The sequence below is a fragment of the Methanobrevibacter sp. genome (assembly GCF_017427765.1).
Taxonomy (GTDB): Archaea; Methanobacteriota; Methanobacteria; order Methanobacteriales; family Methanobacteriaceae; genus Methanocatella.
In genome coordinates this window covers 42349-60554 of record NZ_JAFRSC010000022.1, presented here as the reverse complement: position 1 = coordinate 60554, position 18206 = coordinate 42349, and the positions used below count along the sequence as shown (strand labels likewise).

Below are 18206 nucleotides of genomic sequence, written 5' to 3'. Positions count from 1 at the left end.
ACTTATTTTTATTGATATAGATGGATTCCAAGATTGCTAAAGCAGATGCAGCTCATGAAAAATTGCATTCCCGAAAAAGGAAAAAAGACAGTTCCGAGAGAAAAGTAGGAAATGAAATTTTTGACAAAATAACATTAGAAACATTATACAAATTAGCAAATCAGGGATTCATTGACGTTTTAAACGGAGCCATAAGTACAGGTAAAGAAGCAAATGTACTTACAGGCATTAGAGACGATGAAAGTTTTGTGGCCGTTAAAATTTACAGAATAGCCACTTCTGATTTTAAAAAAATGGACTATTACCTTAAAGGAGATCCGAGATTTAACATCAAAACCAAAAATAAAAGGAAAATAATTTATTCCTGGGTTACAAAAGAATTTAAAAACTTAACAAGATTGTATGATGCAGGAGTAAATGTGCCAAAACCGTTTACAAGTGCCAACAATGTTTTGATTATTGAATTTATTGGAGATGAAAACGGCAACCCCGCACAGCCGGTCAAAAACCAGCCACCAAAAAATCCGGATGAATTCTTTAACAAATTATTGGTACAGCTCAAATTATTCGTTCGTGAAGCAAAATTAGTTCATGGAGACTTGTCCAACTACAATATCTTAAATTTAAACGAAGAACCGGTAATCATTGATGTTTCACAATCTGTCGTGTTGGATAACCCAATTTCAAAAGAACTTCTTGAACGAGACATGAACACCCTGGTTAGAGAATATACAAAACTGGGCGTTGAAACTAATTTTAAAGAAATTTGGGAATATGTTAATCCTTGGTAAAAGATGTTTTACTTAGATGAAAAATACTTCTCAAATGCTCTCTCTGTTAACATTTTTTATAGAAAAACTATAAAGGTGTTAACTATGAATAATAACGAACTGTTGAAAAACCTAGCCATAAGTTGTAACCACTCGGAGGAAACACAACGAATATATAGACTAGCATTGACCAACTATGCTTCCTATTTTAATCAGAATCTGCATGAACTATTAGCTGAAGCAGAAGAAGATGAAAACAACAATATCAAATGGAAACGTCGCCGTGTAAAAGCAAAACTAACAGAATACAGACACCACCTTCTACAAAAATATGCTTTAAACACAGTCAAAAAACACATGATTGCCATAAATAAATTTTACAGATTCTATGATATTGAAATACAGAAATTGCCTATGATAAATGAAAAGTCAATGCAAAAAGCACAACCGATTTATTTTAAGGATTTGCCAGATAAGGAAATCATAAGGGAAGCTGTAAGCATCGCATCACCATTTATGAAAGCAATAATATTGTTTATTTGCTCCAGCGGTTGCGGAAGAGCTGAAACTTTAAATTTGACAATTCTAGAATATATCAATGCACTATCTGAATATGTGCCTCAAAAATGCAGGAACATCTATGAAATAATTGGCATTACCAATAAAAACGACAATGTCGTTCCTACTTTCAACATTAAAAGAATTAAAACAAACAAATATTATACAACATATTGCAGTCCCGAAGCTGTAAAAGCGATTAACACTTACCTTTTAACACGCACAGACCCATTAACCAATGAAAGTACATTATTTAAGACACATCCACAATATTTAATAAATAATTTTCAAAAAATCAATGATTATTTGGGTCTTGGAAAAGTAGAAAAATACAATCGCTTCAGAAGCCACATGCTTAGGAAATTCCATGCATCAGCCTTATACAATGACGGCATGAGTTTGGACAAGGTTAATGACCTGCAGGGCAAGGCCAAAAACAAAACAGATCAGGCATATTTTCTAATCAATCCTGAAGATTTGAAGTATGATTATATTCAACATCTGCCTGCGGTTACAATAGGCAAAGAGATTGAAAAGATATCTATCAAATCCCCGGAGTTTATGCAAATGGAAAAAGAAAATCAATCCTTAAAAACAGAAATGAATAAAATGAGGAATGAAATTGAGGAGATATATGATTTGAAGAAAACAGTCCGGGGCATCATGGAGATGATTGAAGAAATGTGATGATGCCAAGGTTTAATTTTGATAGATTTGACTTTGGTAAAAAAACCATAAAAACTATGTAAACTTTAAAAAACTTTTGTAAAGTTTTTTTAAAAAATCGTTTATAATTATTTTTAGATTAATTGAAGGATTTTACATAAGTTTTGGTGATGTGGTTTTTGTAAAAAAACTGAAGTTTCAGGGGTAAGGGGGAGGTAACTTTGACAAGTCCTCCCACATACTCTGAAAAAATATGGTTTTTTAAAAAATCGTAATCTTGAAAAGTGATAATAACCATTCTTTTTTTGATTTAAAGGATTCTAAAAGCTATTTAAAAAAACCATCCCAAAATTTCTCAATAGTTTTTATGGTTTTTATAAAATTAACATCACAATATTATGAAATCATAAGACTACAAATAATCAACATAAAGAATGATTAATTTAAAAGGGATTACATCCCTTATTTAATTTAAACATAGTATTTTTTATGATATCTAATAATATGAACCTATTCATTTGAACATTGCATTTACTATTTTAAATGCCCATATTTTCGAGAACCCGGCCATATTTATTCCATATCTAAATCCATTCAACAACTACCTAAAAAAGCTTGATTATTACACTTAAGATTATTTTCAAAGATGTAAATAATGGAATTTTTAAAAAGTAGCTATTAGAAATCAAATTAAAATTTGTCTAATTCATCTACTGAATACAAATAACATGAGAGATTTTTCATGAAGATATTAAAACAGATGTACAATCAAAAGAAGGAATAAAAATGAGTTTTCAAATATGTCCCACTTGTGAAACAAAAAACGAAGACAAAGAAGAGTATTGCTTAAATTGTGGTCAAACTGATTGAAAACGATTCCAAAGACAAGATATTAACAGAAAAACTGCCAATCCCAAAAGATAAAATAATCCTTATGGATTTAAATTACACATTAATCTCCAATTCCTGGCCTATCAGATATGAGAAACTGCCTGAAAAGATCAACAAAAGACAATATGAGCACCAACTGATTGAACTAATCAAGGACAACTACATTATCCTAATCACAGCAAGCCCATATTGCACATCATATGATTCACTAAAACACATTGAAGAAAACACTGATTTAAAAATAGCCGAATCCTTCTGGAACTTCAATAAAAGACCTCATGAATTGAAAAAATACTGGCTTGAAAAGGCAGTGCTGCCAACTCACGGAGATAATCCGGAAAAATACCTAGCAATCGAGTCTAATAAAACAACAAGAGCAATGTATAAAAAATTTGGAATAAAAGCAAGACCGAAAGGTGAATTTATATGAATAATGAAAAAATTAATTTAATTTATATAAACTACTAAAAAAAGCATCATTTGATATTTAAAACATTTCTCAGAAAAAACTGGAATCTTAAACAATAGTGTTAATACAACTCTTGGTTTTTTCAAACAATATACTAACTATTTTATTACACAATTAACCCATAATTTTAAATAATCAACAGAAATATATATAATAAATGTAATAAGTAGGGTAAAATAATGACTACGGATAAATTATTAGAAGAAGTATTATTAAATATAAAAAATGATTATGAAAACGCTATTTTAAAAGGTGGTGAAGAATCTGTACACTCTTTAATTAGATCCCAACAATTAATCAATTATATTCATGAATATGTTAAGAATAAACTGATTTTAGAAGGAATACCCAAAGAAAATATTTACCCTCCATTAAATTCATCAAAACCAGAAGTGAAAATGTCTGGTTTTTTAAAAACAAAAGATCAAGATGTAACAGTATTAGGTTCACATCCTTATTCTGAAATTATTGAGCGAGGGGTTTTAAAAGGTAAATCTGACAAGATTGGAAAACACACAATGAGTGTCAGTTTATCTATAAATATTAGAAGTCAATTAAGTAGTTTAGCAAAAAATTTTGATACATTATTTGAAAGAACATTTGCTGAAGCATTAAATCTTCATTTAAGATGTCCTGAGTTAGTTATGGGCGAATTATATATGGTTCCTTTATTTGCATATGATCCTATAAAAATAAAAAATAAAGAAATTGGATGGAAAGAACAATTACCCCTAGAAAAATATTTACCTTCATTTTCTGAAATAAATAATCGAAAAGATAAAAACGAAGATTATTGGAAATATGAACGTGTTGCATTATTGATTGTTGATTTTAGAGATGAAAAACCAAAAGAAATAAAAAATAATAAAGATTTATTAAACACTGGTTTAATTGACGAAGAAAAACTAGAAAATATTAATTTAAAAGAATTAAATACTAGCAATTTAGTTTCAGATTTATTAACTTGTTATGAAAAACGACATGGTAGTTTATCGCCTCTGAAAATTAATAAGAGGTTTAATATCTAAATCATATAACTTAATTAGAAATTCATCAATTTTTTCATTACTTTTTTCTTTTAATAAAAAATTTCTATCATTATCATCTAAATTTGGAATTGAAAATAATTCTATGAAATTTTTTTGGAAACAAGGAAAACCTCCTTCAATATTCACACTTGTTTTATTAATATAATAATCCATAACAATTGAATTTAAAATTTTTTGGATAATTCTTAAATCAACACCATTTTTTTCAAAAATAGCATAACCATTGCAAAACAAAGAAGACTCATCTGAATCCAATAAAAAACGAGGTTTCTTACTAAAAGTAGGAGTTAATAATTTCAAACCATATGTATCAACACCTTGTTTTCTACCATATGCATACCAGGATTCATATTTTTTCTTTCCTTTATCCCTTTTAGAAAGTTCATTTTTTATAGCATATAAATATTCATAGCATTTTGGATATTTCTTAATCAAAATCTCTTCAGGAATAATTTGAACTTTAGGATGAGAGTAATATGGAAAAATTATTCTTAATGTATTATTTTTTATATCATTTTCATTTTTTACAGTGGAAATCTTAATAATACTGCGAGTTATTTCCTTTTCAATAGGATATGAAATATTATTAAACATTTTATAATAAAATTCACCATCTTCACAATCTCCATCTATAAAATATAGTTTATCTTTTAATGTTGCAATGCCTGCCTTAATATTAGTTAAATCACCTAATTTTTCACCACAATTTTCAATTTTTTTAATATTTTCCTGATCCTGAGACTCCAATAGCCTCCATTTTTTATTGTTTAAATCCTTAACATAAATAATTGAAAGATTTTCATTATTCAAATTTAAATCAATACTTTTTTCAATTGGTTTATATTTAAAATAAGATTTTTCTATTTTTGATAGGATTACTATACAAGTATATGTAGAAACATCCTGAAATATTTTTAAATGTTTAAAATCCATAATAATTTCAAGTTTATTAACCATCCATTCCCTTAGTTTCCTTCCAGATAATGAAGTAAAAAAATTATTTGGAGTGATATAACCTAATTTACCCTTAGGTTTCAGTAACTGATACCCTAAATAAAAAAAGGTAAAATATATATTAAAATTTCCTTTATTAATATTACTCCATTTTTTAATTAGATTATGTTTTGTTTCTAAATCTAAATCTTGAATTCTTAAATAGGGAGGATTACCTATAATTACATCAAAACCTTTAATTAAATCTTTTTTTGTAGCAAAAATACCTTTTTGACCTAAAATATTCGGAAATATACTGTTCCAGTCACATAATAAACTATTTTCATTAATAATATTAAATTCTATTTGATTAGTATCTTCAGAATTATATAAAGCATACAATGTTAACAAAATCTTAGTCCGTTTAACCGCATAATCTAAAATATCACAACCAAAAATATTATTTTCTAAAATTTGTATAACAGATTTATTCGTTAAATGTTGAATTCTTTTTGTAGCTTCTAATAAAAATCCCCCACTACCACATGAAGGATCACAAACTGTTTCATCACCAGTAATACAATTATCCACAATATATTTAATAATAATATTTGGAGTATAAAATGCACCATTGGTTTCCCTATCCTCTTTAGGTATCAATAATTCAAAAATTCTCTCAACAGCTTTTAAATCAAAATTTGAACAATAATTCTTAATTACAACTTTAATATCATCAATATTTTTATTATTCTCCATAAATTCTTTAATAAGTAAATTTTTTGAAAAAGAAACATTATTATCATCTAAAAATAATTGGATAACTGCACTTTCAATTTCATGAATCGAAAATTCATTTAACAAATTATCAATTATCCCACTTGATAAATTCATATTTTTTACCATAATATCTTCTCGAAATAATTATATAAAAATTTAAGTTAACACTATTATTTAAATTAATTGAAAGAGCAATTGAGAAGTAATATTTAAAAAAAATTACAAACCTTTCTTAACACGTTAATTACCTTGTAAATGTTAAATCATACCTCTTTGAGTTTGAATCTGTCTATTAATACTACTCTATTCAAAAGTTAATCATGACGCTTAACCAATTTTTTATATTTCCATTATTTATCAATTGCAACTTTATTTTTTCATCTTTTGGAGTTTTAGAATATAAAAGTCTCTTTCAAAAATTTGTGGAATTTGAATTTTCACAAGTTTTTGAGTCACGAATTTTTTCGCTCAATTTTTTATTTATTTTTAATTTAAAAGTAGTGAAATTAACATATTAAGTGGAAATAATATATTAATAGTCTAATATTAAAACAAAAGCTCCATATGGATATATTAGGTCAAAACAATTTAAATTTTTCAATTTTGTACCTGAGTTTTCTGAATTTCACCAAGTTGATAATCTTTCACGTTTTGGATGTGAATCTATTAATAAGAATTTGATTAAACTTTAAAAAGTAGGCAAAATTCATTTTTAACATGAAAATCTAATTATTCATCTTATAACTCAAAATAAAATGTTAAAAATTGAAATATTGAAATAAAATTAATTTTTTAAAAATTAATAAAAAAATCTGTACTATTCAGAAGTATAAATGTAAAAATAAAACTCTTTTGTATCAATCACTATTGTTGAATTGTATAACTATTTAAATAAATTAAAATTTTATCATGTATTAGCAAATCATATGAATATTGATGTTGGGTTTTATTTTTCAAAATTTTTGATCTGGAGGGTACTTTTTTTAAAAATATTCGTGATATTAATAGATATTGTAATGCATTAGATTTTTATTTATATTCTGTTGATAAAGAGTATGGATTCATGATTTTGCATTAATTACTGCATTACAAATCTTTGAAGAAGATATTATAATAAATAGTAATAATATAAATAATTTCATTATAGTTTTAATGAATTCAACTTATTAATTTCTAGTTCATCGAATATCTTTAAATGAAAAATATAAATATAATTAATCATGCCATTAAATTCAGATATTTCATCTTTGCTATGCTTTAAAATCGAAACAAAAATGGAATCATATTTAATATTAAATTTTTCAGAGGAATTTCTAAAATTAATATCTGTATGGTTGCACAAAATTTTATGATTGTTAGAGCTTGTATTATATCTTGATAATCCATTATCAGATATAATCAAAATTATCTTATCACTGCAACTTGCAATATTCACATATTTCAGTTCATGACTATCAAGCAAATGTTTTTGCAAATAGATATTATCAATATTATCCAAATCAATGTAATTTGCCATTACAACTGCATTTACTCCCCTATTTCTTTTTTCAAGTTTCATTAACTCTTCCTCATAGGATTTATAAATATCAGTACTTTTAAATTCTGCAATTGATTTATCCCCTATTACTTCCAATAACTTTTCATTAAATGGATAAGTTAAAATGTTTGGACTCCTGCAATATATTTCTTCATCTGCCAAAAGCAAAGGGAATGGATCAATAACCAATCTCATTATGGCTACAATTCTAATTGAAGAAATTAGATTATCTTCAAAATCTTTCAATTGTCTTTTGTGAAAATCATCATCATAGTTATTTCTAATACCGTAAAAATTATCAAAACCTGTCTTATGAACAAATTTATTTAATTTTTTACAGGTATCATTAATCTCATTAACAAAGTTTGGCATTTTATTAGAAACATCTCTAAATTCAATTCCATTATCTTTTAAATATCTTAAGGTGCTTGCTCTAAAGTTTCGATATTCCTTGGTTGAAAAGAGATTCATATTATGTATCATCTGTTCATATTCGTTATCGCCGACATCCAGCATTATTGTTGCTAGTTCAATTGAGGATCTCATCGAATAATAAGCATCATCAAAATAACCTAATTCATATAACTTTATTGAATTAGCTAATGATTGACCTGCTTCTGTAATAATCATGTTAATCTTATTTGAATGAAAAAAATCAACGATTATTCCACTGGTTAATGATTCTGAAATTTCATATATTAAACTGTAATAGTATTCTTTATTCTCGATTTTTACGGGTCTTAAATATCTTTCTAGTAAATTTTTTTCATAAGTATGAACCATACTATTTCACCCTTTCTTTAATATTAAAATTATCATCAACAAGGTCAATGAAATATAAAATATTCACAACCTGTTTATAAATGAATTCACTTTCAAATTGGTCTAAAATAGGATTGTCATGTGCATAGGTCTTATTATTTCTAATATCATTGAATTGTGACAACAATGTACCTGTATTTCTAAAAATGGTTTTTGACATTTGTGATTCCACATAATTATTCTGATTTAAAAATTTAGCATATTTTTTAAATAAAGAATCTATTCCATCAGTTTTAGTGTAGGAAATATTATGAGAATCACAAAGTCGTCTAAATATATTATGTGTTAATGTATGCAATTCCACTAACGCAAAAATTGGTTGTCGTTCATCAATTATATAATTAATCTCATTAATTAAATCAGTTATTCTTTTTTCATCTGAAAAATCATTCTTAATTTTAACAGGATTATAATATCTATTTAAAATTATTTTAGCTTCGCTAACTTCATTTTCATCACCATAATATTCAAATTCATAATAATCAACTAAATCACTAATTAATTTTAATGTTTTGCTAAAATCTTCAGTTTCCCAAAAATATTTTAATGTATTGACCATAGAGTCTGTTCTATATCTCTTTTTAACCTGATTTGAATATTCAACTGTGAAAACATCCAAATTTACTGAGTCCCGAATGAAATTTTTCAATCCGTCTCTTGAAAAATCCAAAACATATCCTGATTCCATATTAAATAAATTCTCAAAAAAACTTAATTCTCTCGGTGAAAACATAAATAACTCCCTATAATTTTAATAAATAAATAATATTATAAATAATTATAGAGAGCAATTGAAAAGTAATATTCATGAATAAATTAAGGTTTGATTAATGAGTATATACCTGATTCATTTAAATAGAACAACAGGTGAGAGGTTATGCTAAAAAATGGGATAAATAAAATAGAAATTGAAAGTTATGATGAACTTGTAAAAATAATCTATGGAAAACATGAGGAAAATAAAATTGATCTTCGTGAAGATTTTATATTCAGAGGGGTATCAGATATTAAATATGAATTAATTCCATCATCACTTAGAAAAGATAATTTAAACCAATTAAAAATTGATGAACTTATTGAAAACAACAAAAAATTTTGGATTGAAGTTAGTGAGAATGAAGTTAAAGAGAAAAATTTAGAATGCTATGAAGATGAAGTTGATTATAAAAAAAGATTTTATATACAAGTTGACAAATATGGGAATCCTACTTCAGGCAAAAACAAGGATTACACTGTTGCAAAAAATGAATTGCAAAATGAAAAAGAATTATATATCCTTCAAAAATTTTTTAACTATGCTGACAGATGTGGTTTAAAAGTTAACACAAATAAGTTCACTAGAGCATTAATACATCCCACTTCACAATTACACCCGCCAAAGTTAGATGAAATATTTTACGATTATCCCGAAATCATATCCTTAGCTCAACATTATGGTTTACCAACAAAAGCATTGGATTGGTCTTATGATTATAAGGTTTCATTATATTTTGCTGTAAAAGATGTATTATCTAATTCAAATACACAAGATTGTGTTTTATGGGCTTTAAATTATAAATTATTTGAAAATAGACTAATAAATAACGAATATACAATTAACTTAACTATTTACAGGCCAGAATATAATACTAATCCCAACTTAACTGCTCAAAAAGGATTATTTACATTTTTAAATCATTATGTTGGAAATTATGAGAGTCCATTAGATGAAATCATATCAGAGGAGTTAAAACATGACCTAACTGACAGAAGCAAAGGAAAATCATATAATCGGAATATTATTACAGTTCCTCCGAATTTAACTCCAAATGATACTATTTTATATAAATTAATCATATCTAAAGAACTTAAAGTAGAAATTTTAAATGAATTGTATTTAGATGGATATTCAGAAGAATATTTATTTCCAGGTTATAATGGAGTTTCAAAACATGTTATTAATGAAGTTAAATTAAAAAATTTATTAAAAGATTCAGAACCTTAAAAAAATATCGATTAAATCCCCTGAGCATATTAGAAAATATGATATTCTAAAACATCCATCCATAAATTATAACATGACTACTCTATTATGTCAAGTCCATCAACATGATTTTGGTATTGATTATATTCAATACAGGAATAATTAAAATAACCTATTAATAATTAACATGACAAATTATTAATCAATTCTTTAATTAAAAAGTCCATCAAAAAGTCCATCAAAAATCGATGAAATCCATCATTGTTTAATAATCTGGTGATGAGAATTGTGCCTTTCTGTTAACAATAGTTTTTTTAACCAAATTAAGTTCGACTAATTTTCTAAAATCTCTCTCAGCAGTAGGTTTTGAGGTATTGAACATTTTAATATGATCGTCATAAGTCATGGAAACATTGTTATTTACTATTTCAGTTAAAATGTCAAATTGGCGTTGATTTAAACCCAAATCAGATAGATTCAGAACATTTTTACTGTTTTCTCTTGGAATAATTTCACCACCGTTTCCTTTAAAGACCACTTTAAAAGAATCATTTCCTTCAGAAAAAATTGGTTCTTCCAATCCTAGTTTTAGCATTTCATCTGTCATTTGAGATATACCCCTGCCAATGTGTTCCATATAATTGGTTTTATAGAAAATATCACAGATTAATGCATTTCTATGAGCAATACTATCATCCTTTTTAATATCTTCAATAGTTAATGGATATTTGAGCTTTCCAGGACTCATAACTTCGATTCTATCATCGAATATAAAGAACTCTATAAAACTTGAGGAGATATCATAATTTCTATGAGCCAAAGCATTGATAATAGCTTCACGAATAGCTTTAAGCGGATATTCATCAATATTTACCCTTTTGGTTCCTTCAATATAAAATCCTGATCGAGTATTCTTTTTAAAGAAGTTTTCAAATTCATCTAGGAATATCAAAAAGGAACTGCTTGAATCCACTCTATCAATAGCATCAAATTTAGTCACTCCATTAAATCTAACCATTTTAATTTCATGAGAGATGAATTTTGTGATATTCTTTGCAAAAAATAATACTCCTGCATTGTTTAGGTGAAATTCACCATTGACATCCTCACCAGCACCAATAAGTTTTAACACATGAGTCTTATCGTCATTGCCCCTTAATTTATTAAAGGAATCATCCTCTTTTAATAGCGAAAAGAATAAATTGTAAGCTTCATCATCCACATCATCAATTGATGATTCGAGTACTAATTTTTTATCAAAATCATCATTGTCTTTTCTTTGACTATTTAAAAATTCTACAAGACTATTTTTAATAGCTTCAATTAACTCTTCAGTATCATCAAAAAAGACATATTTATTGTCAGGTTGGATTTTTAAAATAAATTTTTCGCTTTTTTCATCTCGAGTTGGTGTGTTTTTAAGATAGAAAAATGAATTTTTATTTGAAATATGAAAAGCATCATATTCTTCTTCTGTTGCAGACAATCCGTTTTCTTTTACGGTTCCATAGTCTGAACCTATTAAACAAATGTAAACATCTGATTTTCTAACCTTTTCAAAGAATGTTGTTTCAGGAGATAAACCAGAAGCTGGAGAAAACTCAAAAAGGAATGGATTGAAAAATGATTTTAAAAAATAATCTTCTTCAAAATGTTTTTTAATAATTTGACGTTCTTTTTCAAATTCCCTCTGATTGCTGCTGATAAAAACTTCATATTTCATTATTATCCAACCTACTTGAGCCAATTAATAAAACCATCAAATCTAATTTTTCATTATGATAATTTTACATTGTCATTCCTTATAAATATTTCCAAAATAAAAAAATAACCCCGAAATAATGTTAAAATCAATATTAAACCAATTATATTATAAATTTAAAGAAAAAGATTTTATTAATATAATTAAATTAAAAAATAATATCATAAAAGGATATTCCTTTGATATATGCTGCATTCAAAAGTTAATAATGAAAACAACTAGTTTTAAGATAAAATTAATGGTACCTGAACATGAGATTTTTTGAAAAGTGTAATTATTTTATTTCAAAATTTCATAAGCATCATACAAATTTATATTAAGCATAGACTCCAAATTTTATTACAGAAATGTTGTCAGAAGAGCTGTAAGTAAAACATCTTTTTTACGGGAATATGTAGATCCTAAGTTTTAGATGTTTAGTTTTAAATGGATACAATATTTGTTTCATAATCCAATATTCTGCAGATAATGTTTTCGAATTATCCTACAATATCACTTAATATGATGCATTATCCAGTTAAAAATTTATATAAGAGTTTTTTCAGTTGTTTAAACTCATCAGGATCCATATTTTTTGATTGTTGTTTTTCGTGTTCATCGATTGTTTTTATAATCAAATCAGTTTTTTCAATCCCTTTATCTGTCAGTTCAACAATTTTTCTCCGCCTATTTGATGGATCCTCTTTCCTATTTATAAGTCCGTTTTCTTCAAAATGCCTAAGTATTTTAGCAGTATATCCATCACTTACCTTAAATAAATTTACCAAGTCCTTTTGTGTTGTCATGTCACTGAATCTGATTCTAAGTAAAAATCTTAAGTTATTAGTTGTTACAATATCATCTTTTAACCCTTCATCAGCAAATTCTACAAAGGAACTGATTAGTTCCTCAACATAATGGTAAATTAATATGTCTTCATAATTTTCTTTTTTGAAATAACTCGGTAAGCTCATAATGACATATTACTCTTTCATCATATAAATATTTATCTTATGAAAATATTTCCTTTGGAAACATTTATATATTGAAACAAATATATTTTACCACAGGTGAAAATTATGGAATATCTAACTTTATCAAACGGTATTGAAATACCTCAATTAGGATTTGGAGTGTTCCAAATACCTCCAGAAGAAACAAAAGATGTAGTTAAAAAAGCTATTGAATTAGGATACAGACACTTTGATACAGCACAAGCATACTTCAATGAAGCTGAAATTGGTCAAGCAATCAAAGAAAGTGGAATTGCAAGAGAAGAATTGTTTTTAACCACAAAAGTATGGGTCTCATCATACGGTTATGAAGAAACCAAACAGGCATTTCAGGAATCCTTAGATAAACTGCAAACCGATTATGTAGATTTATACTTGCTCCACCAATGTATGGGTGACGTATACTCAACATGGAGAGCAGTAGAGGATTTATATAAAGAAGGTAAAATCAAAGCAATCGGAGTATGTAACTTTACCCAAGGACGTTTCACAGACCTTTGCTTAAATGCTGAAATCAAACCGATGGTTAATCAAATTGAAGTAAATCCATTTTTCCAACAGGAAGGAACAGAAGACTTCCATAAGGAATTTGATGCTGTTGTAGAAGCATGGGGACCATTAGCTGAAGGAAAAGACGGAATATTTACAAATCCGATCCTATCAGAAATAGGTGAAAAATATGGAAAATCAGTTGCACAAGTAATCTTAAGATGGCTGATTCAAAGAGGAATTGTCGTTTTCCCAAAATCCACAAAAGAATCCAGAATGATTGAAAACTCAGACGTATTTGACTTTGAACTCACTGATGAAGATATGGAAAAAATCAAGGAACTGGAAACCGGCATCCCAATCGTTGAAGTCGACAATCCTGAATTCATCAAGTTCGTTATAAGTAGCATAGCTTAAAAATGGAAATTAAATTCCATTTTCTTATTTTTTTGGAGATAAAATGAATAAATTTGGACTTGTCTACAATGGAGCAATAGAAGAAAACATTGAAGGTAAAGTAAATATAAAACCCGTAAATTATGAAGTGTCAAATGTTAAAGTCAGCGGAAATTTATATTTACCTTCTGAATTTGATGAATCTAAAAAATATTCGGCAATCAGTGTCGCCCACCCCAATGGAGGATGCAAGGAACAGGTTGCAGGCCTATACGCTCAAAAATTAGCCGAACTGGGATATGTAACATTAGCCAGTGATGCAAGATATCAGGGAGCAAGTGAAGGGGAGCCGAGAAACCGTGATTATCCGGAAAACAGAATAGAAGATGTTTCCGGCATGGTAGATTATTTGACCTCCCTTGATTTTGTAGACACTAACAAAATCGGATCTTTAGGCATTTGCGGCGGAGCAGGTTACACTCTAGCTTCAGCCCAACAAGACAAAAGAATCAAGGCAGTGGCCGTATTGTCAATGTTCAACACAGGACGAGTTAGAAGAAACGGATTTTTGGATTCTGATATCAGTGGCATTGGCGAAAGACTTCAAAAAGGAGCCGAAGCTCGAAACAAACTTCTCAAAGGTGAAGTGATATATGAAGGAGACAATCCTGAAATGACAGAAGAGGAAACTCGTAAGATGATGGAATCTCTTCCTGAAGGACTTTACCGTGACGGTGTTGAATACTATGGAATAACACACAAACATCCAAATTCCAATTCAAGATTCACCACAGAATCTCTACCGAAGGTAATGGCCTTTGATGTTGATGACAGAATGGATTTAATTACTCAGCCATTATTGATGATGGCCGGAAGTTCTGCCGATACAAAATACATGACAGATTCAGCATTTGAAAAAGCAATAAATGCTGAAAACAAGGAGCTATTCCTGATTGACGGTGCAAGTCATATCCAAACATATTGGGTAGATGAATACATCATACAAGTGACCGATAAGCTTGAAGAATTCTTTAAATCAAATCTGTAGTACGTGCACATGTTGTTGAACATGTTTAAAATTAGTGTTAGTTATGGAAAACTTGAAAGAGAAAGTAATTATCATTACAGGTGCTTCTTCAGGCATTGGAGAAGAAACCGCAAAAGTTCTTGCAGAAAAAGGCGCTAAAGTAGTATTAAGCGCAAGACGTGAAGAGAAACTTGAAAAGCTCGCATCCGAAATAGGTGAAAATGCAGCCTATATAAAATCAGATGTAAGCAGTTTGGAGGACATAAAATCTTTGGTCAGATTGGCAAAAGAGGAATTTGGAAAGGTTGATGTTGTATTTGCAAATGCAGGGATTATGCCTGGCGGAAATATGTCAGAACTCAAAATTGATGACTGGATGGGAATGATTGACATCAACATCAAAGGAGTATTAAACACAATGGCTGCTGTTCTTCCGGATTTCATAGAACAAAAATCAGGCCACATCCTAGTAACCTCCTCCATTGCAGGTACAAAATCAGTCCCTGGAAATGCTGTTTACAGCGGTACCAAGCATTTCGTCCGTGCATTAATTGATTCCTTCCGGTCCGAATCAGTTATGGAAGAAACCAATATTCGCACAACAATTATTTATCCTGGAGCAATTAAAACTGAGCTTTTAAATACAATAGCCCCATCTGAAACCAAAAGTATGGTTGAAGAGTTTTACGAAAATGTCGGTCTTGAACCTGATGCCATTGCCAATGCAGTAGTTTATGCAATTTCCCAACCGGACAATATTGATGTTTCAGACATTGTAGTAAGGCCGTCTAAGGAAAGTTAAATCCCTTTCTTTCAGATTAAATGACATCCTAGGTGAAATCATGATGAAAAGACAAATAGGAAACACAGGATTATATGTAAATTCTGTCGGACTCGGTTGCATGGGACTTTCCCATGCTTATGGCAGTGCAGTTCCAATGGAAGAAGGGATTGAATTTCTAAAACAGTCCTTTAAAGAGGGTTATAATTTTTTTGACACCGCAGAAGTTTATGTGGGAAAAACCAAAAATGGAACTGCAAGTAACAATGAAGAAATGATTGGTGAGGCTATCAAGTCCTTTAGAAATGATGTGGTACTAGCCAGCAAATTCGGAATAACAATTGACGGAACAGCACTTATTCCCGATTCATCACCCCAAGCCATCCGAAAGTCACTTGAAGGCAGTCTTGAGAGATTGAATATAGATTGTCTTGATTTGTACTACCAGCACAGAATAGATCCGAAAACAGAACCTGAAACCGTTGCGGAGGAAATGCAGAATCTGATTGATGAAGGCCTAATCAAAGCATGGGGCATATCCGAGGCAAATGAAGAATATCTTCGAAGAGCAAATGATGTGTGTCCGGTTAGTGCAATTCAAAACAGATATTCGATGCTTGCAAGATGGCATGAAAACCTATTTCAGGTTTGTGAAGAGTTGAATGTGAGCTTTGTTGCATTCTCACCAATGGCAAACGGTTTTTTAACCGGAGCATATAACCAGAATTCCACTTTTGAAGAAACAGACTACAGAACAAACCTCCCACAATACAGCCAAAAGGGATTTGAATCTGCTGCAAGCCTAATTGAATTGCTGGCAGATATTGCTGATGAAAAAAATACGACACCAGCACAGATTTCACTAGCTTGGATGTTATCAAAAAAAGATTATATTATCCCGATTCCAGGAACAACTTCCATTAAAAACATGAAATCCAATTTCAAGGCAAGTGAAGTCAAACTGTCAGAGAATATTGTAAAGGAGATTGATGAGCTATTGGACAATATTGATGTTCCAGTTTTTGGAGGTCATCAAGTAACCGGACAATAACACATTGAAACAATAACTCTGAGAAATTTCTATTTGATAACAAATAAATCTAATAAAGGTGAAAATAATGAGAATTAATATTGAAGAAGCAAAAATAACACCATTACCTGTTTTAATGGTGGGAACATACGATGAAGAAGGAAAAACAAATGTGATGAATATTGCTTGGGGAGGCCAATGCGGACCAAAACATGTTGCACTTAACATCGGAATCACACCTGGCGGAAAAAAGACACTTAAAAACATTGAACTTAAAAAGGAGTTTACAGTAAGCTATGCGACAAAGGACACAATGAAAATATCAGATTACTTCGGACTGTTTTCAGGAAATGTTGTAGATAAAATTGAAGAATCTGGAGTCAGCGTCGAAAAAGCAGAAAATGTGGACGCACCGATTATAGCAGAATATCCATTGACTGTTGAATGTAAGGCTTTAAGCATCAAAGAAGAACTTGGTGAAATGAAAGTCATCGGGGAAATCGTTAACATGTCTGCAGACGAATCTATTTTGGATGAAGGCGGAAACATTTCAGTTGACAAACTGCAACCTATAATGTTCGATTCCATTGGAAACACCTACAGAATTATTGGAGAAGTTGTCGGACAGGCATTCAATGATGGACTGAAAGTTAAAAAATGATTTTTAACTTTTTTTTAATTTTTTAAGTATTAACAAAGAAATAATTATATTTTAAAAAATCATAACCGTATGGATTTTCATCATTTAAACGAGACTCCACGCCCTCACCAAATCCCCATTCAAAATCACACCAGAATGTAGTTCCACAAATTCATGATGGTCACCTAAAGGATTATAACTCCCATAATTAGGACAAATTGGCATTATTCACCCAAATAAATTCCAATTTCGATTAGTTAAATATAAATGTTAAAATATTGACTAATCATCTAAACACCATTTAGCTGATTATAATAATTTAAATATCAATTCCCTTCTGCTTTACTACAGCATGAGCGGTTGCTTCAAACCAACTTCGCAATTCTTTATTTGCAGCATCCTGATCTTTTGCAGCTAAAAACAAAGTTTTAATATCACCCAAACTGATTAAACTATTGAACTGAGTTGTAATAACAACTGCAAAACTACAGTTTGCATCGCCTCCGCCACCATTTTTTTGCCATTCATCAAGAGCATCAAAAACATTTCTCAAAGTACCGTTTTCATATGCATCTTTAAACTTTTTTGCGTAATCCCATTTTTCATTAGCACTATCTTTTTTTAATTTATCAAACAAACCCATTAAAATCACCA

At 29.0% G+C, this 18206-nt stretch carries 16 protein-coding genes; 10 read left to right on the top strand and 6 right to left on the bottom strand.

All coding sequences use genetic code 11. The annotated features are described in order from the left end of the window. The first annotated feature begins 20 nt into the window (after positions 1–20). The 4 genes from IJL02_RS06330 to IJL02_RS06315 all read left to right on the top strand — a co-directional run bounded on the left by IJL02_RS06330 (position 21) and on the right by IJL02_RS06315 (position 4382). Positions 21–791 carry a serine protein kinase RIO gene (locus tag IJL02_RS06330; protein ID WP_292813291.1) on the top strand — a complete coding sequence of 257 codons (771 nt, stop codon included), beginning with the start codon at positions 21–23 and terminating at the stop codon, positions 789–791. 84 nt (positions 792–875) lie between these two features. Further along, positions 876–2015, top strand: coding sequence for a tyrosine-type recombinase/integrase (locus IJL02_RS06325; protein ID WP_292813287.1), 1140 nt, complete (start codon positions 876–878; stop codon positions 2013–2015). A gap of 832 nt (positions 2016–2847) precedes the next feature. Then, entirely contained in the window at positions 2848–3315 is a 468-nt protein-coding gene (locus IJL02_RS06320; protein WP_292813280.1) for a hypothetical protein, read from the top strand. A 218-nt stretch (positions 3316–3533) separates the two neighbouring features. Next, a complete protein-coding gene (locus IJL02_RS06315) occupies positions 3534–4382 on the top strand; it encodes a hypothetical protein (RefSeq protein WP_292813277.1) in 849 nt (282 codons plus the stop codon). Here the strand turns inward: IJL02_RS06315 and IJL02_RS06310 are convergent. The 3 genes from IJL02_RS06310 to IJL02_RS06300 form a co-directional block, all read right to left on the bottom strand. After that, positions 4344–6239, bottom strand: coding sequence for a class I SAM-dependent DNA methyltransferase (locus tag IJL02_RS06310; RefSeq protein WP_292813274.1), 1896 nt, complete (start codon positions 6237–6239; stop codon positions 4344–4346). The two genes, IJL02_RS06315 and IJL02_RS06310, sit on opposite strands and share 39 nt — an antisense overlap. 1015 nt (positions 6240–7254) lie before the next feature. Next, complete coding sequence (locus IJL02_RS06305; RefSeq protein WP_292813271.1) at positions 7255–8433, bottom strand: hypothetical protein; 1179 nt, start codon at positions 8431–8433, stop codon at positions 7255–7257. 1 nt (position 8434) lies between these two features. Further along, complete coding sequence (locus IJL02_RS06300) at positions 8435–9205, bottom strand: abortive infection family protein (RefSeq protein WP_292813268.1); 771 nt, start codon at positions 9203–9205, stop codon at positions 8435–8437. A 144-nt stretch (positions 9206–9349) separates the two neighbouring features. Between IJL02_RS06300 and IJL02_RS06295 the strand changes: the two genes are divergently transcribed. Next, positions 9350–10456 carry an FRG domain-containing protein gene (locus IJL02_RS06295; RefSeq protein ID WP_292813264.1) on the top strand — a complete coding sequence of 369 codons (1107 nt, stop codon included), beginning with the start codon at positions 9350–9352 and terminating at the stop codon, positions 10454–10456. A 244-nt stretch (positions 10457–10700) separates the two neighbouring features. Here IJL02_RS06295 and IJL02_RS06290 read toward each other — a convergent pair whose 3' ends face one another. Together IJL02_RS06290 and IJL02_RS06285 are read right to left on the bottom strand one after the other, a co-directional pair. Next, the gene (locus IJL02_RS06290) at positions 10701–12158 is read right to left on the bottom strand and encodes an ATP-binding protein (protein ID WP_292813260.1); all 1458 of its coding nucleotides are present in this window, start codon (positions 12156–12158) and stop codon (positions 10701–10703) included. A gap of 548 nt (positions 12159–12706) precedes the next feature. Next, positions 12707–13150, bottom strand: a complete 444-nt coding sequence (locus IJL02_RS06285) for a MarR family winged helix-turn-helix transcriptional regulator (protein ID WP_292813255.1) — start codon at positions 13148–13150, stop codon at positions 12707–12709. Between the two features lie 105 nt (positions 13151–13255). On the opposite strand from IJL02_RS06285, the gene IJL02_RS06280 reads away from it, so the two are divergent. The 5 genes from IJL02_RS06280 (at position 13256) to IJL02_RS06260 (ending at position 17573) form a co-directional block, all read left to right on the top strand. Continuing rightward, positions 13256–14095: an aldo/keto reductase gene (locus IJL02_RS06280; RefSeq protein WP_292813252.1), complete on the top strand. Its 840-nt coding sequence runs from the start codon at positions 13256–13258 to the stop codon at positions 14093–14095. Positions 14096–14138: 43 nt separating this feature from the next. Continuing rightward, positions 14139–15122 carry an alpha/beta hydrolase gene (locus IJL02_RS06275; RefSeq protein WP_292813249.1) on the top strand — a complete coding sequence of 328 codons (984 nt, stop codon included), beginning with the start codon at positions 14139–14141 and terminating at the stop codon, positions 15120–15122. A 43-nt stretch (positions 15123–15165) separates the two neighbouring features. Then, entirely contained in the window at positions 15166–15903 is a 738-nt protein-coding gene (locus IJL02_RS06270) for an SDR family oxidoreductase (RefSeq protein WP_292813242.1), read from the top strand. Positions 15904–15943: 40 nt separating this feature from the next. After that, on the top strand, positions 15944–16933 hold the full coding sequence (locus IJL02_RS06265) for an aldo/keto reductase (RefSeq protein ID WP_292813235.1): 990 nt from the start codon (positions 15944–15946) through the stop codon (positions 16931–16933). A 67-nt stretch (positions 16934–17000) separates the two neighbouring features. After that, positions 17001–17573, top strand: coding sequence for a flavin reductase family protein (locus IJL02_RS06260; protein WP_292813230.1), 573 nt, complete (start codon positions 17001–17003; stop codon positions 17571–17573). Positions 17574–17871: 298 nt separating this feature from the next. On the opposite strand, the gene IJL02_RS06255 is transcribed toward IJL02_RS06260, so the two are convergent. Next, positions 17872–18195, bottom strand: coding sequence for a hypothetical protein (locus tag IJL02_RS06255; protein ID WP_292813225.1), 324 nt, complete (start codon positions 18193–18195; stop codon positions 17872–17874). Positions 18196–18206: the final 11 nt, after the last annotated feature.